21 protein-coding genes and 3 pseudogenes are annotated in these 24,598 nt (G+C 40.3%); 15 read left to right on the forward strand and 9 right to left on the reverse strand.

Features of this window, described 5'->3' with window-relative positions:
• Window positions 1–108 precede the first annotated feature (108 nt).
• Window positions 109–1,521, forward strand: a complete 1,413-nt coding sequence (locus AC0L3Y_RS10135) for a sulfatase-like hydrolase/transferase (protein ID WP_473461838.1) — start codon at window positions 109–111, stop codon at window positions 1,519–1,521.
• A 59-nt stretch (window positions 1,522–1,580) separates the two neighbouring features.
• Here AC0L3Y_RS10135 and AC0L3Y_RS10140 read toward each other — a convergent pair whose 3' ends face one another.
• Complete coding sequence (locus tag AC0L3Y_RS10140) at window positions 1,581–2,291, reverse strand: GntR family transcriptional regulator (RefSeq protein WP_473461845.1); 711 nt, start codon at window positions 2,289–2,291, stop codon at window positions 1,581–1,583.
• A gap of 102 nt (window positions 2,292–2,393) precedes the next feature.
• Here AC0L3Y_RS10140 and AC0L3Y_RS10145 point away from each other — a divergent pair, with 102 nt between their 5' ends.
• On the forward strand, window positions 2,394–3,248 hold the full coding sequence (locus AC0L3Y_RS10145) for an SMP-30/gluconolactonase/LRE family protein (protein WP_473461851.1): 855 nt from the start codon (window positions 2,394–2,396) through the stop codon (window positions 3,246–3,248).
• Between the two features lie 53 nt (window positions 3,249–3,301).
• Here the strand turns inward: AC0L3Y_RS10145 and AC0L3Y_RS10150 are convergent, their stop codons facing one another.
• The 5 genes from AC0L3Y_RS10150 to AC0L3Y_RS10170 form a co-directional block, all read right to left on the reverse strand.
• Window positions 3,302–4,387, reverse strand: a complete 1,086-nt coding sequence (locus AC0L3Y_RS10150; protein WP_473461854.1) for an ABC transporter ATP-binding protein — start codon at window positions 4,385–4,387, stop codon at window positions 3,302–3,304.
• Window positions 4,380–5,147 carry an SDR family NAD(P)-dependent oxidoreductase gene (locus tag AC0L3Y_RS10155; protein WP_473461860.1) on the reverse strand — a complete coding sequence of 256 codons (768 nt, stop codon included), beginning with the start codon at window positions 5,145–5,147 and terminating at the stop codon, window positions 4,380–4,382. The genes AC0L3Y_RS10150 and AC0L3Y_RS10155 overlap by 8 nt, the downstream gene beginning before the upstream one ends.
• Window positions 5,144–5,959, reverse strand: a complete 816-nt coding sequence (locus tag AC0L3Y_RS10160; RefSeq protein WP_473461865.1) for a carbohydrate ABC transporter permease — start codon at window positions 5,957–5,959, stop codon at window positions 5,144–5,146. Before AC0L3Y_RS10160 ends, AC0L3Y_RS10155 begins: the two co-directional genes overlap by 4 nt.
• A 62-nt stretch (window positions 5,960–6,021) precedes the next feature.
• Entirely contained in the window at window positions 6,022–6,891 is an 870-nt protein-coding gene (locus tag AC0L3Y_RS10165) for a carbohydrate ABC transporter permease (RefSeq protein ID WP_473461870.1), read from the reverse strand.
• A 63-nt stretch (window positions 6,892–6,954) separates the two neighbouring features.
• On the reverse strand, window positions 6,955–8,178 hold the full coding sequence (locus AC0L3Y_RS10170; RefSeq protein ID WP_473461875.1) for an ABC transporter substrate-binding protein: 1,224 nt from the start codon (window positions 8,176–8,178) through the stop codon (window positions 6,955–6,957).
• A 188-nt stretch (window positions 8,179–8,366) separates the two neighbouring features.
• Here AC0L3Y_RS10170 and AC0L3Y_RS10175 point away from each other — a divergent pair, with 188 nt between their 5' ends.
• The 5 genes and pseudogenes from AC0L3Y_RS10175 (at window position 8,367) to AC0L3Y_RS10195 (ending at window position 12,600) form a co-directional block, all read left to right on the forward strand.
• Window positions 8,367–9,896, forward strand: coding sequence for a sulfatase family protein (locus AC0L3Y_RS10175; protein WP_473461880.1), 1,530 nt, complete (start codon window positions 8,367–8,369; stop codon window positions 9,894–9,896).
• A gap of 408 nt (window positions 9,897–10,304) precedes the next feature.
• Window positions 10,305–10,499: pseudogene (locus AC0L3Y_RS10180) on the forward strand (PH domain-containing protein); the annotation flags it as partial.
• A gap of 62 nt (window positions 10,500–10,561) precedes the next feature.
• A pseudogene (locus AC0L3Y_RS10185) lies at window positions 10,562–11,511 on the forward strand (IS5 family transposase).
• A gap of 356 nt (window positions 11,512–11,867) precedes the next feature.
• Complete coding sequence (locus AC0L3Y_RS10190) at window positions 11,868–12,437, forward strand: FadR/GntR family transcriptional regulator (protein ID WP_473461884.1); 570 nt, start codon at window positions 11,868–11,870, stop codon at window positions 12,435–12,437.
• Window positions 12,403–12,600 carry an FCD domain-containing protein gene (locus AC0L3Y_RS10195; protein WP_473461888.1) on the forward strand — a complete coding sequence of 66 codons (198 nt, stop codon included), beginning with the start codon at window positions 12,403–12,405 and terminating at the stop codon, window positions 12,598–12,600. The genes AC0L3Y_RS10190 and AC0L3Y_RS10195 overlap by 35 nt, the downstream gene beginning before the upstream one ends.
• Before the next feature lie 92 nt (window positions 12,601–12,692).
• Here the strand turns inward: AC0L3Y_RS10195 and AC0L3Y_RS10200 are convergent, their stop codons facing one another.
• On the reverse strand, window positions 12,693–13,331 hold the full coding sequence (locus AC0L3Y_RS10200) for a 2-dehydro-3-deoxy-6-phosphogalactonate aldolase (protein ID WP_473461893.1): 639 nt from the start codon (window positions 13,329–13,331) through the stop codon (window positions 12,693–12,695).
• Entirely contained in the window at window positions 13,312–14,220 is a 909-nt protein-coding gene (locus tag AC0L3Y_RS10205) for a 2-dehydro-3-deoxygalactonokinase (RefSeq protein WP_473461898.1), read from the reverse strand. The genes AC0L3Y_RS10200 and AC0L3Y_RS10205 overlap by 20 nt, the downstream gene beginning before the upstream one ends.
• Before the next feature lie 521 nt (window positions 14,221–14,741).
• On the opposite strand from AC0L3Y_RS10205, the gene AC0L3Y_RS10210 reads away from it, so the two are divergent.
• From AC0L3Y_RS10210 to AC0L3Y_RS10245, 8 genes and pseudogenes are all read left to right on the forward strand, one after another.
• Window positions 14,742–15,887, forward strand: a complete 1,146-nt coding sequence (locus tag AC0L3Y_RS10210; protein WP_473461902.1) for a mandelate racemase/muconate lactonizing enzyme family protein — start codon at window positions 14,742–14,744, stop codon at window positions 15,885–15,887.
• Between the two features lie 159 nt (window positions 15,888–16,046).
• Complete coding sequence (locus tag AC0L3Y_RS10215; RefSeq protein WP_473461906.1) at window positions 16,047–16,991, forward strand: Bug family tripartite tricarboxylate transporter substrate binding protein; 945 nt, start codon at window positions 16,047–16,049, stop codon at window positions 16,989–16,991.
• 51 nt (window positions 16,992–17,042) lie between these two features.
• Window positions 17,043–17,321 (forward strand): hypothetical protein, encoded by a 279-nt coding sequence (locus AC0L3Y_RS10220; RefSeq protein ID WP_473461911.1) that lies wholly within the window; start codon window positions 17,043–17,045, stop codon window positions 17,319–17,321.
• Window positions 17,318–17,512, forward strand: a complete 195-nt coding sequence (locus AC0L3Y_RS10225) for a tripartite tricarboxylate transporter TctB family protein (RefSeq protein ID WP_473461917.1) — start codon at window positions 17,318–17,320, stop codon at window positions 17,510–17,512. The genes AC0L3Y_RS10220 and AC0L3Y_RS10225 overlap by 4 nt, the downstream gene beginning before the upstream one ends.
• A complete protein-coding gene (locus AC0L3Y_RS10230; RefSeq protein ID WP_473461923.1) occupies window positions 17,502–18,974 on the forward strand; it encodes a tripartite tricarboxylate transporter permease in 1,473 nt (490 codons plus the stop codon). The genes AC0L3Y_RS10225 and AC0L3Y_RS10230 overlap by 11 nt, the downstream gene beginning before the upstream one ends.
• 103 nt (window positions 18,975–19,077) lie before the next feature.
• Window positions 19,078–20,034 (forward strand): IS30 family transposase, encoded by a 957-nt coding sequence (locus tag AC0L3Y_RS10235; protein WP_473461928.1) that lies wholly within the window; start codon window positions 19,078–19,080, stop codon window positions 20,032–20,034.
• Window positions 20,035–20,278: 244 nt separating this feature from the next.
• The gene (locus AC0L3Y_RS10240; protein ID WP_473461932.1) at window positions 20,279–22,348 is read left to right on the forward strand and encodes a methyl-accepting chemotaxis protein; all 2,070 of its coding nucleotides are present in this window, start codon (window positions 20,279–20,281) and stop codon (window positions 22,346–22,348) included.
• Between the two features lie 104 nt (window positions 22,349–22,452).
• A pseudogene (locus AC0L3Y_RS10245) lies at window positions 22,453–23,400 on the forward strand (IS30 family transposase).
• 520 nt (window positions 23,401–23,920) lie between these two features.
• Here the strand turns inward: AC0L3Y_RS10245 and AC0L3Y_RS10250 are convergent.
• Complete coding sequence (locus AC0L3Y_RS10250; RefSeq protein WP_473461938.1) at window positions 23,921–24,541, reverse strand: TetR/AcrR family transcriptional regulator; 621 nt, start codon at window positions 24,539–24,541, stop codon at window positions 23,921–23,923.
• Between the last annotated feature and the right edge of the window lie 57 nt (window positions 24,542–24,598).

Consider the following 24,598-nt stretch of genomic DNA (forward strand, 5'->3'; position numbering starts at 1 on the left):
AATTGATATTAAGATTGTACACTATATATTAAATATAATGTACAATTTTATCTTTATTCAAAGGAGCTATCTGAGTTTCGCACTTAAAATTTGGTTAGGAGATTAAAAATGAAAACCCGAAAAAATATGCTGCTTTTTGTTACTGATCAATGGCGCTGGGATACCCTCAACCTTGCGGCTCATCCAGCAAAGCTGCCTAATCTGCGAGCATTTGCCAGCGAAGCGACAACATTTACTAATGCATTTACTACAGTGCCATTATGTACACCAGCACGTGGTAGTTTATTCACAGGTAAACTTCCTCATCAGCATGGCTCTACTGACAATGTGCAAGGCAAGTCCTTCTATCCGCATGGTAAATTGCATCCATCTCAAATAACCTATCTCGAGCGTTTAGCGTCAGATGGTTATAAAGTCGCCTTTATTGGCAAGTGGCACCTTGGTGACGGAACGCTGATCGAAAGAGGGATTAACGATGTCACGTTAAGTGACGGCGGCGAAGTTCCTTTGATGAATACCGCCGATGTGGTGTTTGTCGGACCCAGAAAATCACCGTATTACGGAACGATTATTGAAGGTAAAACACTAGATGAACAGCGAGTAGATAAGGCGATTGAGATGTTGACTGATCTCGGTGGTGCGGAGCAACCATTCTGTTTGGTTGTTTGCCTTCATGGGCCGCATTTCCCACATCATGTCCCTAAAGAATATGTTGACCTCTATGACGACCTGCCTGAAGACTATGTGCCAGATAATTGGTGTGAGCAATTTTCGGAAGCCGGCAAACCAGCTGCGCAAGATGCTTTTTATTGGCCATGTCAGAATACTTCCCACATGAGTCAGCAGGATTGGCGGCGTACAGCACAACATTATTTTGGCTTTTGTTCTCATATTGACAGTATGTTTGGTCGCTTGAGAAAAGCTATGACTAGCTGCGGATTAGATGATAACACGGTGTTGTCTTTCACCGCTGACCACGGCGAAATGCTGGGTGCTCACGGTTGGTTTGACAAGGGGCCATTCTTCTATGAAGAAGTGATGCGTATCCCTATGTTGGTGCGTGATCCGGGAGCGAACATCGGGGAGACGAACGAGACTTATGTTAATATCCGCGATCACTTTTCGACAATGATAGAGCGTGCGGGAGCTGCTGACTTGCTTAATGAGGATGAACTTGCACGTAGCTATTGGAAGTCCGACGCTGACCACACATTCTATGTCTATGATGCCTATCAAGGACGACAATTCCGTTTTAGAGGAATACGGGGCGAGCGCTACAAATATGCATGGAGTCCACATGATGTTGAAGAACTTTATGATCTTGAAATAGATCCCGGTGAGCGTGTGAATCGTGCTGGTGATCCAGCGCTTAGTCAGATCCAGGAAAATTTAAAAGTGCTACTTTTCCAATGGATGGAAGACGAAGGGGATTGGTTGGCAGGGCCCGGTCATCACCAGCCTATTGGTAGTTATATTGATGGTCGTGATCGTACAGAGCAGCACATACACCCAGAGGTGTGATGTATTAAGGCCTATAGCGGCTGATTATTTTCGTAGCAACAGGTTATTTTCAATAGGGTTTAGTTGGATCGATTGCGGGAATCTCGTGCCTGCTTGATCCGTAGTTGATCAATAAGGTATTGTCCAGCATCGCCAATATGGAGTTTAAGAATGGCGAGTGCGCCTTCGACATCTTGTGAATGTATTGCAGCTATCAAAGTACGATGTTCATTTAAAATGGCTTCTTGTCTGCTAAGTGCAATGGGGATACGGGCACTGATAGAGCCAATGATTTCTCTATGTTGTTTCCAGAGTTTGAATGCGACTTGGTTGTAATGATGCTCGTACATGAATTCATGAAACTGATGGTTGAGCTTGGTATGCAAGTGTGGATCAGTGAAGTTCAACGCTTCAATTTGCTCCTGAATAGCTTCAAGTTGATTGATATCATCAGTGCTCGCGGTCTCGATGAAGAAGCGCATCAGATAAGGTTCTAACAGATAACCAACTTCCGCTACATTGCGAACATAGTCCATATCAATAGAGCGAACGCGAGCGCCTTGGTTAGGTGTGAAAAGAACTAAACCTTCACCTCGAAGCTGTTGCAACGCTTCACGAACAGGGTTTGTTGAGGTTTCATACTGCCTAGCCAATTCAGAAACTTTTAGGCGTGAGTTAGCTTCAAGAACATCAGATAGGATATCGTGCCTGATACGCTCATAGATCGAATTTGATGGAGTACCAGTTTCTTCTTTTTCAATAGGTAGAGTGAGTGAACTACTATTCTTCATATAAGAATTATCCGTTTTTTTCTGTACTGGTATCAAGCTATTTTAATCGCTTTAGTACCTGATTTTGTTAAGATAATACATTATTATAAAGGGTTATAAGTAATGAAAAAAGCAATTTGTGTTGATGAGGCAAAAGCGGGCTGTGGTGAAGGGCTGCTTTGGGATGCCGCAAGAGCTTGTATTTGGTGGGTTGATATTGCAGGAGAAGCTTTGCATCGCTTTGAACCAGAAACGAAGCGAACAACAAGAGTGCAACTACCATTTCTCATTAGCGCACTGGCTTTGCACCAAGATGGTCGGTTGGTCATTGCAACAGCTCAAGGTCTTGGGGTTGTTGACGAGGTGAACGGGGATATTGATATTGTGATTAATCCCGAGGAAAAGTTTGGTAATCGTCTCAATGACATCGTTGCTGCACCTGATGGCGCGCTCTTGGCTGGTACTATGTCTGAAGGTGCAAAAGGGGCAAACGGAGCTTTGTATCGTATCAGTCATGAGGGGATTGATACTATGATGAGTGATACTACAATCTCAAATGGTCTTGATTGGAGTCAGGATGGGACGAAACTCTATTTCGTTGATAGCGTGCCGGGTATCCTTTACGTGTTTCAAAATGAGGTATGGCAAGTTTTATATCGCTTTGATGACACTATTGGAAAGCCTGATGGCTTGTGTGTTGATGCTGCTGGAACGATCTGGATTGCCCTTTGTGATCGCGGTCAGGTTATTGGGATGACGCCTGATGGTAAAATTATAGAAAGAATTGAATTTCCTTGTAGGATCGTCACTAATTGTGCTTTTGGCGGAGTCGACTTGAAAACGTTGTTTGTGACGACTGGAACATTCAGTATGAATGATGCAGAGAAAGTGGCTAACCCATTGGCGGGAGGTTTATTTGCAGTGGCAATGGATAAAGAGGGGAAAGTACCGTATTTGTTAGATTGGCCTGCAAACTAATGTATTCTGAAAATGTACAGGGCGGTACGGCTGACCGCCCTGACAGTTGCTTTTTAACGAATACGGTTGCCGGAATGAGAATCAAACAACAGCAATGAAGTCGCATCGATGCCAACGGATATTGATCCTCTTCCCTTAGGGTTTTCTTTACCACGCCATTCGACGATAACTGGCAGTTCGTCTTCATGAGAGTCCGCATAGATATAAGATACACCTCCTAGGTTCTCGACAACATCGACTACTAGTTCAGTCTGAATTTCACCTTCAGGGTCAAAGTGTTCAGGACGTATGCCAACGGTAACGGCATCACCTGGTGAAGTTGAGGCGCCTACTGAAAGTGAAACCTCTATATCATTAAGGCTAGGCAATCTTACGATGGTTTTGCCATCAACTGCGTCGCTAACAACCCCGCTGAAGAAATTCATTCGCGGACTGCCGATAAAGCCAGCAACAAATAGATTGTCGGGGTCCTTATAAAGCTTCATAGGTGAGCCGACTTGTTCAATCATTCCATCCTTAAGAACAACGATCTTATCAGCCATAGTCATTGCTTCGACCTGATCGTGTGTCACATAGATCATGGTGGCGTCTAACTTTTTGTGTAGACGAGCAATTTCGACACGCATTTCAACACGAAGCTCAGCATCTAGGTTCGATAGCGGCTCATCAAAGAGAAACACATCCGGTTGTCTTACGATGGCACGGCCAATGGCAACACGCTGACGTTGTCCGCCAGAGAGAGCCTTGGGTTTTCGATCCATTAAGGCATCGAGTTTTAATATGCGTGCTGCGATATTTACTTTTTCTTCGATGACGGATTTTTCCGCGCCACTAATCTTTAATCCGAAACTCATATTTTCACGGACGGTCATATGTGGGTACAACGCATATGTCTGAAAGACCATTGATACGCCGCGCTTGGATGAGTCGGTGTGGGTAATGTCACGATCACCGATAGTCATATTGCCGTCGCTTATGGCTTCAAGGCCCGCGATCATACGTAACAGTGTAGACTTACCGCACCCCGAAGGTCCGACAAATACACAGAACTCTCCATCAGCTACGGTTAGATCAACACCTTTGATTACTTCACTTTTGCCGAAGCGTTTAATAATATTGTTGATTTCTAGCTTAGCCATTTCGTTTTCCTCTCTTATCGCTCACGCCCAGTAAAGTTGACATCGCTCTATCTGCTAGGATGTCGGCACCATTCAGTGCGCTCGAAGATTCAGACAGCAGAAATACTGCTGCATCGCCGATTTCTTTGACGGTACTGACCTCGTTATCTGCGGCCCACGAACGGAAGTTTTCAGCGTTCTTAGGGTCTTTCATCGCCTCGATAACAATTTCTGTTTGCGTCATGCCGGGGCATAGTGAATTAACACGAACCCTATATTGTCCAAGAGACCACGCCATCGCACGCGTCATGGAAACGATAGCGCCTTTGGTTCCCGAGTAGCCTTCATGTCCAGGATTGGTTGCAAATGCATGGTTTGATGCAATGTTAACGATCGATCCGCTTCCTGCATCAGCCATGATTCGTCCAGCAACCTGAGCGCCAAACAGTACTGATCGCTGGTTAACTGTCCACAGTGTTTCCATTTGCTCTCTAGTCATGTCAAAAAACGGGACGTTGATTGTCACACCAGCATTGTTAACAAGACCATCAAGTCGACCAAAGTGCTTATATGACTCAATAATCGCTGCTTCAAAAGCATCCAGATCTGCAACATCTACCTGTACAAATCGGGCACCGATTTCTTGGAGTTTTGACTCGCCTGTAGTGTGGAGGTCAATACCAGTGACATTGGCTCCAGCTTCTCGACATTGCCGAGCGATTCCAAGTCCGATGCCTGCACCAGCTCCAGTCACAAAAATATGCTTCCCTGATAACGTCATTTGACTGCTCCTGCTGTTGCTCCTGCCATGATTTTGCGTTGGAAAACAGCAAACATGAGTAATAGTGGCAACGATCCTAGTACTGCAGCTGGGAATAGTTTTGTCGGATCGATACCTGTGTTGCCTACGAATTTATATACTGCGATCATTACGGTTAGCTTGTCCTTATCTGTTAGAAGTAATAACGGGTAGATGAAGTCATTCCATACCATAATCATGATGAACAATGATAGGGTTGCTGTCACTGGGGCAAGAAGTGGCCGGATAACATGCCAGAATACTTGCCAATTGGTACAACCATCAAGTCGGGCTGCTTCTTCCAACTCGACCGGTATTGCGGCGATAAAGCTGGTGTAAAAGAACACGGCCAAAGGTAATTTCAACGCAGCAAAGGCGAGTATTACCCCTAAGTAACTATCCAAAAGGCCAATGTCACGGAAGATGACGTAGATAGGGGTGATCGTTACAAAACCTGGCGTGGCAAGTCCTAATGCCATGATCATAACGATCGTTCGACTAAGCCTGTTCTGAATTCGTGCCAGTGGATAGGCTGCCATTGCCCCTGCGAATACCACAATGATAATTACCGAGACTGTAATGCCTAGGGAATTTAATACTGATCGTACATAACCCATGGATGAAAGTGTTGCCATGTAGTTACCCCAATAAAGGCTAGAGGGTAGACCTAGTGGGTCTTGTGCGATCTCAGTTGCAGTCTTGAAAGACATCATTACCATGTAAATTAATGGAAGCAGCATGATGAATACAATTAGCAACACCAAGCCGTGCGCAATAAATGACTTCCCTCGCAATTGGATAAGGTCCCAATTCGGCGACGTCGCGCTACGTTTGGGGATTTTGACAATGGATTTGTTCATGTGACGTTCTCCCTGTTACGTAGTATTTTGTTTTGCACGAAAGCAAATGAAAGGACAAGGATCAACATAACGATCGATAGCGCTGAAGCAAAACCAAATTTGTACTGACCGAAGAGGTTGTCAATGATTTCGAGTGACAGCATACGTGTCGCACCATCAGGCCCACCGTTTGTGAGGATGAAGGGTAGCTCGAATGTTTGGAGTGTGCCGATAGTTGTCAATACAACGGAAACTGTGATTGAGGGTGCAAGTAGTGGTAACTCGATGTCGCGGAAAACTTGCCACGATGATGCACCTTCTAGTTTTGCTGCTTCGCCAATTTCTTCGGGAATTCCAGCAAAGCCAGCGAGAAAAATGGCGCAAGTAAAACCGGTAAACATCCAAATTTGTGTGAAGGCGACTGAGTACAAGGCAAGAGATGGATCACCCAACCAGTTCTGTTCCCAAGCACCAAGGCCCATATCACGTAGGGCGGTGTTGATACCGCCGTTAATTGGTGAGTAGAGGAACTGCCATACATAGCCAACCACGACAAAGGACATCATAGCTGGTGTATATAACGCGGCACGACTGAAGTTTCTAATCGAAGGCATTCTGTGTAGGACTGCTGCGAAAAATAGTCCTGTAATGGTTAGTGACGTCACTACTACTACTGTGTACCAAAGGGTTACCCATAACTCTCTTAGGTAACGATCTCTTGAAAAGATACGTTCATAGTTCCTCCAGCCGACTTCTTTGGCCTCACCTATACCTTGGAAGTTGGTGAAACTCATATCCAAGGTCAGAAAAATTGGATGAATGAAAAAAACACCAAGGACTAAAAGAGCTGGTATTGTAAATATATATAAAGAAAATCTTGTGGACATTATTATTGTTTTCTCCAAGTACTGAGGGTTGAAAGCCCAGCGCTAATGCGCTGGGGATTGGGGTCAGAAGTTGTCTTCGATCGTTTCGTCCCAACGTTGTAGAGTTTTCTTGTTTGGAGCGTCTAAGTTAAGAAGGAATCCTGTGATGCTATTTTCCCACTCAGATTCCAGAGGCTTTGGAAACTCCAAACTAGAGAATGGCCATAGGATCAGGCTACCCTTGTCACGTGCTTGAGTGTAAGGTGTTGCAAGCTCAGGCATATTACTTTTTCCATCAGTGTAAGGGCTATAAGCACCTTCAGCCTTAAGGAACACATTTAGGTTTTCTCTGTCGGCAAAGAAATTGACCCATTTAACAGCTGCATCGGTGTTTCTGGCATCTTTCGGAATTGACCAACCAGGACCGATAAGGTCAAGTGCTAAGCCGTGCTCAGTGAAAGCTGAAGGCATAGGAGTGAACTGATAATTAAGACCTTCGACTGCTGAAAAGCCGCCAATGTTCCATGCGCCTTGTGGCAAAATTGCTACGTTACCTGCACGGAATTCTTGTGGTGCAGTTGCCCAAGGGTCAAGGCCTGCTTGTAGTTTAGGGTCGAAGCATCCTGCTTCTACTAAGTCGCGAACACCATCAAGAGAGGCATTGAAGTTCTTATCATTAACAAATTTACGCTTACCAGAGCCATATTCTCCGGCAGCGATACCTTTTGGATCGAGACCGTTTGCAGCTACGTACAACATGGCAGGGAAGCCGCCAGCGAAGATCATTGGAGAGATGTCTTTGTTTGCAAGTGCTTTACAGGTTGCTTTTAGTTCGTCAAGTGTAACAGGTGCCTTGTCAATGCCAGCTTTGGCGAGAAGGTCCATATTGACGAAATTACCCATGCCGATAATTTCTAGTGGCATCACCATGATCTTTCCATCTTTCGTCATAATGTCACGAACCGCCGGAACCATTTCCTTATACCAGCTGCTCTCGGTACCGAAGTCAGATAAAAGACCTGCGCCTCCCCAAAGATCAACTAAGGAGCTATCGACCATGGTTACATCAGGAGGGTTGCCGCCTTGTAGGCGTGGCGGAATAACTTTATCTACATCTTTTCGTGCAACATAGGTTAGTTCGACATCGATGTCAGGGTTTTCTGTTTCGAATTTTTTAATTAGTTCGGGAAGCCCCGCAGGTTCAGCGTCGTTACCTTTCCAAGCGACGACCTCTAAAACAACCTGGGCTTGCGCTGCTGCAGCTAAGCAGAGCGTAAGAAAGATTACTGTGAATATAGTGCGTATCATGATTGGTCACTCCTCATTATTATTTTATTATTGGTCACTCATTATTATTTTATTATTGGTCACTCCTTATTAAATTAGATCAAATCGTACATTATACATTCAAAGTTGTACATAATTAAATTATAATGCATACTTAAATCCTGATTTACGATACTTAAAACCTAAGGTGAAAAAGGTATAAGATGAACATGGAAAAGAAACCGAATGTCATCCTGATCACCACAGATCAACATCGTGGTGACTGTATTGGACCGGAGGGGCGAGGTGTGCGCACGCCCAATATTGACCGAATCGGAAGCAATGGTGTTCGGTTTTCCACATGCATAACACCGCACCCAATGTGCCAACCAGCGCGCGCTTCGATATTGACGGGGAAGTTGCCTTATAGTCATGGTGTTCGTGATAATGGTCGTGACCTAGAAGAGGCTTTGGGTGAAGAGGGTTTGGGAGGTTTGTTTGCTAAAGCAGGCTACGAAACCTTCTTTATTGGAAAAGCTCATCTGTCGAGTCAGCAGACCTTTGAGCCGTCAGGGCGACCAGAGTGTTATAAAAGTGCAAAGGACTATCCACCAGAATGGCGTGGTGATTATATGGGGTTTGATGATGTGCAGTTGATGCTCCGTCCTCATCACCACACACAATGGAGTGAGGCACCAGAAGGTTTACACTACGAATACTGGCTTGACCAAAATGGCCAAGGTCGTGAGCGTTGGGATCTGGCGAAAGAGCGCTTAAAACCTGATACAGCACACTTCCAAACATGGCGCTCGGCACTTGATGAAGAGTGGCACTCTTCACCGTGGGTTGGTGATCGAGCCGTTGAGATGATTGAAAATAAGGGTGATGAGCCTTTGATGGCATGGGTGTCGTTTCCTGACCCACATCCTCCTTTCCTTGCGCCAAAACCATGGTGTGATATTTATGGGCGAGACGATGTTATCATCGCGAAACACTCAGCGTTAGATCTTGATCAACGCCCTTGGTGGCATAAGGCTTTCGTTGAAGACCGTGCCAAGCCAATTAAGCAGGGTGCGGAACATAACGCTGGCGGAATTGATTGGGGTCAGAAAGGTGACCTAAATGAGGCCGCTTTGCGTGATATCACTGCAATCTATTTTGGAATGATTTCAGCGGTTGATCATCAAGTTGGCCGTATTCTCGATGCGCTTGAGGCGAAGGGTGAGCTAGACAACACTTATATCATTTTTACTAGTGATCACGGTGAATGGTTAGGTGATCACGGACTTCTTTTAAAAGGACCAATGCTCTATGACGGTTTGTTAAGAGTACCGTGCTTGATTCAAGGGCCGGGCATTCCTTCAGGACAAGTTATCCAAGATCCAATTAGCACGATCGACGTATTGGCAACGGCGGCTGATCTAGCGGATATTCCGTTGTCAGAGACACACGGACGGTCGTGGCGTGGCCTGTGGGATGGTTCTGAAACTCGCGACTTCGCACTGGCTGAGTATGAAGTTGATTCGATTCGTTCGGCGGTTGATATGGACCTCATGACAGTCAGAAGTAAGCGCTATCGGATGTCAGTAGACTTGCGAACCAATACGGGCGAACTGTATGACCTACAGGAAGACCCAGATGAAATGGTTAATTTGTTTGATGACCCTGAGCGAAAGGGAATCCGTTCTGCGCATATGGATATGATTCGTTCCCGTCCGGACGACATGGTACCTGTGTCCCCGCGGGTTGGATGGCACTAAGTAGATATTTTTAAAAGCCCGCTGATGCGGGCTTTTTTGAGCGTTTATGGCCGTGTATTAATCTGTATCTTCTGTCATTTGGTCTGCACGGTTTTTTAGTAATGTTATCCCATAAGTATTATTCAATATGGGTACGTGCATAGATCTATAGAGTTCATTGTCAATTTCTATCAATGGCTGGTGGTTTGACATTGATAAGTTCGTTAACTCTATGTGAAGACTGCGAACCCCTTCCTGTGAACTTTAAAAATACTCGAAGTCACATGATGGGGCTGACAGAAGGAGAAGCTTATTAAGGCCGAGTAAGTGTGAAAAAACGCGATATGTCATCAAGATGTGACTAATCACTAACAAACAATAATCTAAGGAAATACGATGATCGATTTTTAAAACTCAGGGGTTTTTAAATTAAAGCCCATTGAGTTTTCAAAAATTAGAGAAGATTTTCACAAGTTTCTAATTGATGGTGAAGAGATTTTTGCGACGTTTAAAACAATAAGAGATCAATTGGTTTTCACGAATAAACGTATTATAGCGGCTAATGTTCAAGGTATTACGGGTTCAAAAGTAGATTATACGTCTTTGCCTTACAGTAAAATATAAGGGAGCATGCGAATAAGTCCCGGCTATGAGATAATTGCACTTTAAGTCTTCGAGTTTCAATCATGTCGCACCAACTTACCTTTGCCGACAGCGAGTCCAACAACAAACGGCGTAAAACTCGTAAAAAAATTTTCCTTTCTCGCATGAATGAGTTGATGTCTTGGGATCAACTAAAAGCGGTTATTGATCCTTTTTATCCCAAAGCAGGCAATGGCAGAAGGCCTTATCCATTCTCAATCATGTTCCGCATTCACTGCATGCAACATTGGTACAACATGAGTGATCCAGCCATGGAAGATGCTCTGTATTAAATTACATCGATGCGTTTGTTTGCTGGGTTATCGTTAGACAGTCCGATACCTGACCACACCACACCACACTATATTTACTGGAAAAACATAAACTCTCTGTCAGCTTTTTAAAGAGGTTAGCGAGTGGCTATCTGCTGGTGCGGGTATTTACCTTAAAGAAGGTGCGATTGTCGACGCGACGATTATTGAAGCAGGGAGCTCAACCAAAAATAAGCCAAAGAAAGATATCCTGAGATGTATCAAACTCAGAAAGGTAAGTAGTGGTTTTTCGTCCTAAAAGCCCATATTTGTGCTGATGCCAGAACAGGGCTGACACATAGCCTCAGCACAACAGCAGCCAATATTCATGACATCACAGAAACAGCAAACCTTCTTTCTGGATAAGAAGGTTTTGTCTCGGCGGATTCTGGATATCGTGGCGCTTAAAAGCGAGAAGAGCTAAAAGGTGTCAAAGTAGACTGGTTGGTTTAAGCTGGTTTTTAGGGAATTGGCCAAGCAAAATGAGAATGTTAAAAAAACATCCTAGAAAAAATAAACAGCCCATCAAAACGGAATACATAAAAGCCAGTATTCTAGCAAAAATTGAACCCCTCTTTATAATCGTGAAGTATCAGTTTGGTTTTAGAAAAGCAATTTATCGTGGGTTAGCTAAAAATGACAGTAAGTTCGCCATGATGTTTGCTCTTGCAAATGTGTTTTGAGTTGATCAAATGATGCGAGCCGCAAGAGGTTAATCCATTTAAAGGTCATTCAATGAGGCTAAATTACCAAATCGAGTGATCAAAAAGGAACAAATCAGCCACATTACTGGCTGCTATTGGGCTTTTCAGAAAATTAAGGCGCACAGCTCAACTTGATCGTATGTTCCTTAGATATAAATACTATATGTTGGTTTTTTAAAATATGGAGTTTAGTAAAGTTGAGGAGGGGGCATAATTTCTAATTGTTTTTTATAGTGAACTTTGAACTTTGAACTTTGAATGTTTTTTCGATTATCAGTTGTCTTTATAAAAAAAATCGATTGACGAATTAAACATCATATGTTTAAGTGTATGCTATGAGTGAATTACTATATTATGATTTAAAGCAAGCAGTAGGAATGGCCCCGAGCTTATCGACTCAGGTAGCCCGTGAACTAGGTCGTCGTATAGTGGCAGGAACCTATGAATCAGGTAGTTTGATAGATGATGAAACTGCATTAACGAAGCGTTACCAAGTCAGTAAAGTTGTTATACGGGATGCTGTTAAGATATTGGTCAGTAAAGGGTTGTTAGATGTTCGTCGTGGTATTGGAACAAAAGTTCGTCCTCGAAACCATTGGGTAATTTGGGATGATGATGTTCTTGCATGGCACTTGTCAGCACCGCCAAATAAAGATTTTTTACGTCAATTAATGGACATTCGCTTAGCTTTTGAGCCTAAAGCAGCCCGTTGGGCGGCTGAACGAGCTACTGAGGATGATGTGATTGAAATTGATAAAGCGTGTACCCGTATGGAAGGTGAGCATAGTTCTGTCGAAGACTTTATTGTTGCTGATGCACTTTTTCATCGTGCAATCTTACTTGCTGCAGCGCAACGAATTCTTGAAAGCTATGGAGGGTGTTATTTATTCTGCTCTGCTGGTTAGTATTCGGATTACTAATACAGACCCAAGAGATAATGCAGATTCAGTTCCATTTCATCGTGCTGTTTATGATGCTATTGCGTCACGAGATGGTGATTTAGCGGAAAAACTTACTCAAGACTTGTTGAGTGATACGAAACATCGATTATCAAAAAATTTACCTTAGGTTGTTCTCGTTAATATAAAATAACTACTAACAAATTATAATTGTTGGTAGTTATTTCTCTTCTAGTCTTGATCTCTTTAGTAATCAAATTATTATGCTTTTAAGCTTGTGTAAGCGGTAACAAATTCTCTCGCATTTGATCGAATTTCAGCATCAGTCAAACTTGGTTTATAAAGTGAACTTCCTAGACCGAAGCCTGTTGCACCAAGATCTATATATGGCTTCATGCTCTCTACTGTAGGATTGATGCCACCGACAGGTAAGCAGTCGATTGTTGCAGGAAGAACTGACTTTAAGGCTTTGAAGCCATCTAAGCCAAGAGTTGAAACTGGGAATAGTTTCAATCCTGTTGCGCCGGCAGCTAAAGCGTCAAATGCTTCTGTTGGTGTAACAACACCAGGAAAAGTTACACAACCAGCATTAATAGCTAATTTCATAACTTCAGCATTATAGTTCGGAGTGACTATTAGATTGGCGCCAGTTGCAATAACAGATTTTGCTAAGGCTGCGGTTGTAACAGTTCCTGCACCAATTAGATAGTTGTCGCCAAATGCATCTACTAAACGTTTGATGCTCAAAAGTGCATCAGGGCTATTTAGCGGCACTTCGATCATAGAGAACCCTTCATCAATTAAGATTTGAGTAACTCTTATTGCGTCTTGTGGCTCAACGCCTCGTATTATAGCGATGAGAGGCAAGTGTTGGTTTAGTTTAAACTCTTTGTTCTTCATTATTTAATGCCTTTTTAATTTGTAACATACCGTTCAAAAATACATCGTCACCATTGATGATAACTGCTTGTATTCCAAGAATTCCGCACGCTTTTTGATATCGACAGCAAAGTTTATGATCTCCGACCAAATAGACATATTTACTCATTAATGTTTTTAATTCTTCGCCTATTAGTAGCCCTGAGAGATACTCTAAAACCTCACCTTCTTGTATATTTCCGAATAGTCGATGGGTTCGTGTGGAGAATAGTTGGCTGGTTAGAGGGTGCTGATTGCTCTCTGAAATTCCTTTTTTAAAAGCATTTAGTGAAACTTTCTGTTCGGGAAGCCCAATTCCTAAAATAGAATGAGTTGATAGTATTGAAAATAACTCTCCAGTCATAAACGTTGTAAAACTTAATAATGTATTTGCATTGACATGCATATGTTTACAATGAGTGCCTGGAAATAAAGCAACAAAATCAGTTTGATTTTCCAATGTTTGTAAGCCAAATAATTGCACTTCTTCACCACGCATTACGTCAACGTTACCCAATGGCGATTGGTAGCTTACTCCAGGAATAATCGTTGCTTGCGCTCCCCATGGAAGTTTGAAATGATGACTTTTTCTGGCTAGTTGATTAATTGATACGGGTGTTTCTACATAAGGGGTATCGATCCACCCTTGTGCAGAACCGACCATTCCGGCCATCAAAATAGGTAGATGTTGGTATTCACCCAGCCAATCTTCTAGTACAACCTTTAAAGAGGAGGGAAATTGATTATTCTTAATTTGAAGTAACCCAAGAGGGCGTTCAGTTTTACTAACAAGAATTCCATCTTTATTCATGGCAAATGCGCGAAAATTGGTTGTCCCCCAATCGATAATTAACCAATCAACATTCTTCATTTAGTTCACCTTGCATTTATTGATGATGGGATGGCTAGTTTTAACTAATTTTATTAGGCGTATTTTTTACATAAAAGATTAACTAAAACATATGATGTTTATAACATATTATGTTTATATGATGCAATTCTATAGTTAGAAAATATTTAATAGGCATGGCTAGATAAGAAGTCATAGATAAAGTGTGTTTAATAGGGGAGTGGCTGATGTAATGCGGTAAATGGCTGTATGCAGTGTAAACCGCCCATGCTTAGGAGGTTATATTGGTTTGATGTTAAGTCTTTAAGATCAGTTATGTGTTCAAGTACATAAGTTGTAATTTTTATCTTTGGAGAAGGTTACTCATCTGAGGTGCTAAATATTTTAATCGTTATAATTGCCATTCTAAAACATCATATGTTATAAACATAATATCTTAATGCTCATTCTGACACATTGTATTAATCTTGATTAATGGTGTTGTTTGGTACCTTTAATATTTTTATCACCTATTTAGTCTATTTCGGCGAAGGTTTAGCTTTATGAAAATTATTGATGTTATCCCTCATGCTATATCGGTTCCTTTGGATGAGCCTTTTTATTTTTCACAGGGTTGGGTATACCAACGTAGTTCATTAATAGTGGAGCTGATAACAGATGAAGGAGTTATAGGGTGGGGGGAATCGCTTTGTCATGGCTTACAGCCACCGCATATTGCCGCTGCTTTTATAGAGCAGGTTTTTAAGCCAATTATAGTTGGTCGGAGTATTTTTGATGTCGAGGTTTTGTGGGAGGAGATGTATAACACTACTCGTCCTTATGGGCAAGGTGGAGCGGCAGTAAATGCGATCAGTGGTGTTGATATCGCTATTTGGGATGCAATAGGAAGAACTCTTAAGAAACCTATACATTCACTCATTGGTGGCGCTTTTCGTACAGAGGTTACTCCTTATGCTACAGGGTTTTATCGGATAGCTAATGGTGTCTATCCAGAGGACTCCATTAAAGAAGCTCATCGTTATATAGATGCAGGCTTCGAAGCGTTTAAACTTAAAATTGGTTTTGGCGTTGAAGAAGATATTGCATTTCTTAAGGCTATTCGAGATGCAGTAGGTAATAAAATAAAAATCATGGCTGACGCGAATGGTGCATATAACGCTGCACAAGCGCGTCGTATAATCAAAGCAACAGAAGATCTAAATCTATATTTTTTTGAAGAGCTGTTGGCGCCAGAAGATATCAAGGGTTATCAGGAAATAAAAAACCTTACCGGTTCTTATATTGCGGCAGGCGAACAGGTTTTTGGGAAAATGGGCTACCAGCCTTGGTTGGAGCAACGAGCCTTGGATATTGTTCAACCTGATTTATGTTCATCTGGAGGTATCACAGAGTGTAAAAAAATTGCAGCGCTTGCACAAGCTAATCAAATGATGATGATTCCTCATGTGTGGGGGTCAGGAATTGGCATTGCAGCCTCTTTGCAATTTATGGCCTCTATACCTCCTTCTCCAATTTCATTGAATCCAACTCATCCATTACTGGAGTTTGATCAATCTTCACACCCATTTCGTAAGGATTTAATTTTTGATGGTATTTCAATGAATAAAGGAAAGGTTCAGATTTCTACAAAACCAGGTATAGGTGTTGAAGTTGATCGATCGATTATTAATGAATATAAAATAAATTAAATTTTTTGGAAATAAAATCCTTACGTTAAATTTTAATTCATGAGTTTTAATTTTTTAACAAGTTATTTCACAGTTTAAGTTGCTGTTTTATAAATAATATATTGAACCTTTACTAGATTTGTAAATATTTTTTAATAAAAATAAAGAAAGGAAGTGAGTATGAAAAATAAAATTAAATCGTTGTTGATCTCTTCATTAGTTATTACTAGTGCGACTGTATCATATGCGGCAAGTAGTTATCCTGACAGTCCTGTACGTATTATTGTTCCTTATTCCGCAGGAGGTGGCTCTGATAGTGTTAGTAGAGCATTGGCTGAAGCTTTGAAGCCAAGTTTTCCAGAAGGTATTGTTGTGGAGAATAGGACTGGAGGGGCTGGTGCTGTAGGTATGTCATATGGTATGCATGCAAAACCAAATGGTGAAACTATTACAATGGTTGCACCTGAATTAGTTATGCTGCCTCACTCAGGTAATGGTGGGGATATTGATTATAAAAAATTCATTCCTTTAGCTATAGTGAATTCAGGATATGCTGCTATTACGGTTTCTGCTGATTCACCTTATACGACACTAGAGAGTTTAGTGAAAGATGCTCAAGACAAGAATTTATTATTTGGTAACTCTGGAACTGGATCTATATGGCATTTGGCTGGTGTTGGAATGGAAAAAGCATCTGAAGTTGAGTTTTCACATATTCCATTTAAAGGATCATCTGCAGCGATTACATCTTTACTTGGTGGACATCTTGATGCTGTGTCTGTGTCATATGCCGAAGTTGCTTCGCAAGTTGAAGCTGGTTTATTGAAGACTTTGGCTGTTCTTGCGCCAGATAGATTAGCTGATGCTCCTAATGTTCCAACGGCAAAAGAACTTGGTTACGATGTTGTTATTGGTACTTGGCGTGGCTATAGCGTACCGGTAGGGACTCCTGATAGTACTGTTAAGTATTTAACTAATGCCATACTTAAAGCTGCGAAGTCTGATGAATTCCGTACTTTCATGAAAGTATCTAATAATGATATTGATATTATTGGTTCTGATGATTTTGCAAAAAAACTTCAAAAAGAAGATGCGTTTTATGCAGAGTTAATTTCAGGTCAATAGGCTAAGCGCGCCTATGTTTTTATATACATGGGCGCTTACTAAGGAGTTATCATGAATAAAGGTGATATTTTTTTATCAACTATATTTATATTTTTTTCTATTTTGTTTGGTTTTTTATCATTTGATTTGAAAAGTAGTTATAGTGGTAATTTAGGTCCTGGTGGTTGGCCTCTTCTTATTTGTATATTTATTGTCCTATTTACGATTTTATTTCTACTGATTTCTTTTCGAAATCGTAATGAAAAAAAGATGAAGGATTTAATTTTTTCGAAAGAAAAAATAAGAGTTTATTTTAGTATTTTAGCTTTAATTATCTATTTTTTTCTATGATAAAGTTAGGTTTTTTTGTTTCAACTTTATTTTTGTTGTTTTGTTTTATTTCTTATTTTGGCCAGTATAAATGGTACAAAAACTTAGGAAGCTCTTTACTAATAACTAGTGTGGTTTATTTTTTATTTAGTAGCGTGCTAAATGTTTCATTTAAATTTGGCATGTTTTTTAGGAATAGTGATGATTGTTGACGTATTAAGCTTAGTTTTACAGCCCTCAGTATTAATTTATGTATTTTTAGGTGTAGCTGCAGGAATATTTATAGGGTGTTTACCTGGATTGACAACAACGATGGGTGTTGCATTGATGCTGCCATTAACTTTTGGTATGGATGCCATTCATAGTATTTTATTGCTTATTGGTGTTTATGTTGGAGCCGTTTATGGTGGTTCAATATCAGCCATTTTGTTAAATACTCCTGGAACGCCTGCGTCAGCGGCAACAGCAATAGATGGATACGCAATGGCCTCAAAAGGAGAGGCTGGCCGAGCTTTGGGGATATCAACAGTTAGTTCGTTTTTAGGTGGTGTCATTAGCTGCGTTTTTCTTATTTTGGTTTCACCGTATTTAGCTAATTTTGCACTAAAATTTAGTGCGCCAGAGTTCTTTATGTTGGCTATTTTTGGGTTATGTATTATTTCCAGTATTTCAGGCCGTTCGATGATTTTAGGGCTTCTAACAGGTGCTTTAGGTATGCTTATTGCCACAATTGGAATTGATGATATATCTGGTGTAGCGAGGTTTACATTTGGAAATGTAAACTTATTTAGTGGTATTAACTTTATTCCAGTAATGATCGGTCTCTTCGCAATGAGTCAGGCATTTTATGCAGTAGAGGAAATATATCAACAACCAGTTTCTACTAATAAAGTCACACAAGTTTTACCCAATAAATCAGATTGGAAACCTATTATCAAAAATAGTGCAGTTTTTGGTTCTTTAGGAACATTCATAGGTAGTATTCCTGGTGTTGGGGCTGATATTGCATCTTTTATTGCATATGGCCAATCCAAGAGTATTTCAAAAGCACCTGAAAAATATGGAACAGGAGTTCCTGAGGCAATTGTTGCTCCAGAATCTGCTAATAATGGAGTCACTGGAGGTGCATTGATTCCAATGTTAACTCTTGGGATTCCCGGTGATGCTGTTGCAGCTATTCTTATTGGGGCTCTTACTGTTCAAGGGCTTCAGCCTGGACCATTATTATTTCAAAATAATAGTACTATTGTTTACTCTATTTTTCTTGGACTTTTAATTGCGAATATATTTATGCTTTTTATTGGTCTGAGCAGTGTTCGTTTATTTACAAAAGTTTTGACTGTTCCAAAATCAATATTAGTTCCAATTATTTTCTTACTCTGTTTTGTTGGATCTTATGCTTTAGCAAATAATTTTGTTGATGTTATTGTAATGTTTGTTTTTGGAGTTTTTGGCTATTTTCTTAAGAAAATCAATGTATCACCATCTCCAATTATTTTAGGATTAATATTAGGCCCAATGGCAGAAAGTAATTTTAGACGGGCATTGTTAATGTCCAGAGGTGATTATGATACTTTTTTTTCAACAGGGATTAGTTTGTTTTTCTTTTCTCTTATATTGCTGACGTTGATTTTTCCAATATTTAAAAAATATATTTTTAAAAGAAATAGATAGTTAAACTTAGATCTCAACAATAACCGATACACTTGGTATAGATAAGAGAGTCAGTTGCCTATAGGCTTCGAGTTCTCACACAATCCACCAAGGTCGTCCAAAAATGAACAACCAATATAAGCAACTGACGCTAAAAGAACGATACCAGATTGAAGGTCTAAATGAACTAGGGTTTTCGGCAAGAGCCATCGCGACCAAGATGAAACGAAGCAATAAAACGATTGCTCGTGAACTCAGACGATGCCTCAATAGTGAATATTGTGCTCAAACGGCTCACGATCATGCTTCCACGATCAGAAAACAGGCTCGCAAGCTTACAAAACGAAGTCAGGAACTGATTGATAAAGTGGAAGGCTCTCTCAAATTGAGCTTCACCCCAGAGCAAATAGCAGGACGATTAGCCAGAGAGATGCCAGCACTAAAAGTCTGTTGTAATACCATCTACCGCATTGTGTTTGAGCAAGGGTGGCGGCATAAACTGGCAAGACAAGGAAAGCGCTATAAACCACGTAAAGACACAGTGGCAGGCGCTCACTTGATTCCTAACCGAGTCGATATCGACCAACGTCCAAAAGAGGTTGATGACAAACAAGAAATAGGCCATTGGGAAGGAGATACGGTTTATGGTCAAGATGGCTACCTCGTCACGTTGACGGAGCGAGTCACCAAGCTTTTATTGACCTGTCGTGTTAAGAATAAGACGAAAAAATTGGTCTCTAAAGCCATTAAAAAATTGTTAAAACCTTTTAAGCATGTTTGCCATAGCATCACGTTTGACAATGGAGGTGAGTTTGCAGACCATCAAAACATTGCCAAAGCGCTGAAATGTAAAACCTACTTTGCCAAACCTTATCACTCGTGGCAGCGTGGCCTTAATGAGAATACCAATGGTCTATTGAGGCGTTTTTATCCTAAGGGATTCGCTATAGGTCAGCTTACTGAGCAGGAAATTGCAGACACACAAATGTTAATTAACTTTAGGCCTAGAAAGACGCTAAACTATCTCACTCCAATTGAAGTATTATTAAATAAGGGTGTGTCACTTATTGCTGCAATCTAGGAAATCTTAGTGGACTTTTTTGTCTCAAAAAAATAGTAAAAACGTTTTTCATATGAAGATAAATGTTTGACATTATTCATTGAGCAATGATACCAATCAAGTTTTTAAAACTCACACTCAGCAGTAGTTTTCAAGAAAAATGCTTAAGGTTTTGAAATTAAAAGTGCCGAATTTGTACTTAAACCTAGAAGCATGAAAACACAGTATTTCATAACTATTTTAAAGTAAGAAGGTTTTTCAGCTAATGAGCATAATTCGTAAATTAAAGGTCAGTTCTCGTATTATTTTTTTAATTCTTATCCCTATTCTTATGTTAAGTGTTTTTTCAATTAATAAGCTAAGCAATTCTTTAAATGATAAAGCGGTTCTAAACGATTTATCATTTTTGATGGAACTATCTGAAGAAGCCGGTAAACTCTTAAAACATGTACAAGAAGAACGTGATTTGTCCAATGGCTTTCTTGCTAGAGAAAATAATTTTATTGGACCAGTAGGAGAGTCTTTTGGCAGCGAAGGTAACGTATTTGCCGACAGATTAATTAGTGAACGAAAAGCAGTTGACAAACAAATTAATATTTTTAATCAATATCTCAATAATAATAAAGAGATACTCACAAAACTACCTTCTGTTATCGAAAGCTTATCTCAGTTGGAAAACGGCCTAACTGATATACGTAATATTCGCAGTAAAATCGATCAATATATTATAAAAGATGACACAGCGACAGACCAAGATTTTATATGGACCTTAACCGTTTACGACCGTGCGACCGAGAATTTTGTACTCATATTTAACGAAATCATGAAGCTCTCTGCTCTTAATAGTGAGTTATCTTTAATGAGTAACGCTCACTCCTCTTTAATCACGTTAAGTAATGTTTACTCAACTGAACGAGGCATTGTGTTAAGGGGCACTTATATGGCATCTATTGACTATAATGTATTCGCACGAGAGAGAACAAATACTAAAGAAGTAAAAAATGCAATTGCTCGCTTTAATACATATGTTTCTCCTACAGTTAGTGAAGAATTTGAAAACGAATACATCGATTCAAAACAGAATCAAGATATACTCGAAATACGACGTGCTTTCACTATATCAGCGGGGAAAAAATTAGATCTTAACCCGGCCGATTGGTATGAAAAATCATCAAGGAATATGGAGAAACTTGAAAATTATCGTGAAAAACTAGCATCATCTATCGTAAAACAAGCAAATAAGTTAAGCGATGATGCCAGCACCACTGTCTGGCAAAGTGTTGGAATTTTGCTCGCTATGCTCTTTGTGCTAGGTCCTATCTGTTTAATTATTATTTTTTCAATTACTCGCCCTTTAAAAAACCTAGTCGCTGAAATGAATTATGTCGCAACCGAAAAAGACTTATCTTATGAGGTTAAGGTGTCTGGTAATGATGAATTATCAGAAGTCGCTGCCACCTTTAAGTCTCTACTAACCAGTTTTAATAGTACATTAGGTGGTGTTAGCCAGGTTGAAGGCGATGTTAAAAAAATGACATCCGTTGTACTGAAATCAATGACGGAATCTCAAAATAAAGCTTTATCTCAAAATCAAAATACCGACAGTGTATCTGTCGCAATGAATGAGATGGCAGCGTCTATTCAAGAAGTATCGCGAAACGCACACCGTACCTCTGAAGCTGTACAGCGCTTATTTTCATCTTCACAGCAAAGTTCAAATAATGCCATAGCAAGTAAAGAAATTATCGAGAGCTTAACTATAGAGCTTGGTGACGTATCCATCCTAGTAGACAAAGTAAACACAGAAAGTTCAGCAATCAGTGTGGTTGTTAATGTCATTAACGATATTGCAGATCAAACCAATTTATTAGCATTAAACGCCGCAATTGAAGCCGCACGCGCAGGCGAGCAAGGTAGAGGCTTCGCTGTAGTGGCCGATGAAGTGCGTTCACTTGCCACACGTACACAAGAGTCGACAAATAGTATACAGACACAAATCCAGGCTCTTCAGCTTGGCGCTGAAAATGTTTCAAAGAGTATGAGTGAGCTTAAAAATAAAGGTATTCATGCTGTCAAGATCGTTGAAGGAAGCCTTGAAACTGTAAAAGAATTGCATTCAGAGCTGGATAATGTAGCTCAAATGTCGACACATATAGCAACAGCCTCTGAAGAACAAAGTTACGTAGCAAATGACATTAACAAACAGATACATGAAATCAAAATAGCGTCTGATGAAATGACGGCTTTCTCTGAAAAAACCTCAGAAATAAGTCTGCAATTAGACAAAAAAGCAGATGTGCTGAATAGCTATGTGTCTGAGTTTAAAACAACGTAATCCTAAATTCAGATAATAAGTGCGACACTGCTAATCAGGTGTAGAAAAAGCCAACTGCTGAAGTTGGTACACTTCTTTTCACCACAAAACTAAGCAGTACCAACATGAATTATCAGCAGTTGACCGAAGGCAAAAGATACCAGATTTCCGCTCTTTTAGGGCAAGAAATATCAGTGACAAATATTGCACGAACACTGAATTGTCATAGAGCTACGATTTATCGTGAGTTAAAGCGGAATAAAAAAGTATCAGAATATTGCCCTGACAAAGCTCAAAGAGCTTGTTCGATAAGGCGAAAGACATCCGCTAAATATCGTATATCATCAAAAACGATTGATTTTATTCGTATTTTAATTGAAATCGACTGGAGCCCTGAGCAAGTCTCTAATGTACTCAAAAACTGTGGTATTCCTGTTAGTCATGAATGGATTTATCAATATATCCATGATGACAAAAGAAACAAAGGGACACTTTATCGCCATTTGAGACAAGGAAGAAAACGCTACCGGAAAGGCCAGCGAACGAAAGCGGAAGTGATTAAAAATAAGGTCTCTATTGATGAGCGCCCAGTCATTGTAGAGACAAAAAAGCGTTTTGGTGATTGGGAAATAGACACTGTTTGAGGCAAACATGGAACGGGTTCTATCGTTACTTTATTGGAAAGAAAGACGCGTTTTTATCTAATAAAGAGAGTGAACTCAAAGTCAGCCAATGATGTGACTGAAGCGACCATAGAGTTATTGATGCCTTTTAAAGATTATGTACACACAATCACAGCGAATAATAGTCTAGAGTTTGCCTACCACGCTGAGATAGCTGAAACATTGGGTACGAAAGTGTATTTTGCTCATCCATATAGCTCTTGGGAGCGTGGAGCAAATGAAAATAGCAACGGCCTTTTAAGGCAATATGTGCCCAAAGGCACTGATTTAAGAAGTGTTACAGAAGAGAGAATAGACTTCGCGATGAGACGAATAAACAATCGTCCAAGGAAGTGTTTAGGGTTCAAGCAGCCAGCCGTTATTTTTAAACAGATGTGCTTGGCTGCTTGAAATGAAAAGTGTCGCACTTCGGACTTGAATTCAGGATTAAGCAGTTGAAGAGAGGATTTTGTTCCTATTTAGGCACAAAAAAAACCTGCTATAAAAGCAGGTTTTCTTTAATCATGGTGCCCGGAGACGGAAGCGAACCGCCGATACGAGGATTTTCAATCCTGCATTTAAACCATAAAATCAATAAGTAAATGTTTTTATCGTGCCTAGAATTTAAATTTAATATCTATATATATCAATGATTTAGTACATTTTTTTACCTATGCATTACTAAGGCAACGATAACGACTTACTTATCACCTTCTTACTTCTAAACCTTGCTTAACAATTCTGAGGAAATTGATTACTTATATGCACCAATAAAATTTTTATTGGTGCATTCCAACTATCGATAGCTATAAGAGTTAAAAAAACCATAAGATTTTCTTCCATTCCCCTATATTTAACTCGAACGGTTTAAACGAGCTAAAAAGCCTCCTTCAGGTGAAGAAAAGTTAATATTAATTTTACTATATAATTTTTAAAAAATAACAGTTGGAGTGATGATCATCATCACTCTGTGTTCTAAATCTTCTTGCAATGATATTTCTGACCATTTAGCCCTACCACGAAACATATAGCTTTGACGCATGTCGTACATTAAGCGAGCTCTCGCAATGGATGGGAAGTTAGTCGGTAAATTCCCTTTTTCTTTTTCAATATCAAAACGTGACGCTAAGCGAACATCAGTCTCGTCAATAGCTTTTTCTACCCGTTCTGCGACACCATCTACCTCATCAATATTTGCAATAGCACACGATGCTAGATAACACCCCCGAGAACCATTTTCATGGGCGGCCGCATAATGAATAACTGCTTTTAAAAAGCCTCTCACTGCTTTTTCAATATCAGGTTCGCTTTCAAACGCAATGATAGGCTCACACGCATCTACGTTAGCGTAATGATCAATCGTTTTTAGATACAAAGATCGTTTATCTCCGAATGTTGCATACATGCTTGGACCACTAATCCCCATCGCTTTCGTTAAATCTTTAAGGGATGCGCCATCATATCCTTTCGCCCAGAATACATTCATGGCAGACAGCAATGCTTCACTCTCGTTGAATTTGCGTGGCCTTCCTATTTTTTTTGTATCGTTCAATATAAAACCCCTTGACTTGCGTGATCTTGTAGTTAAATATATATCGATCGATACATA

Source organism: Marinomonas sp. GJ51-14 (genome assembly GCF_055808695.1).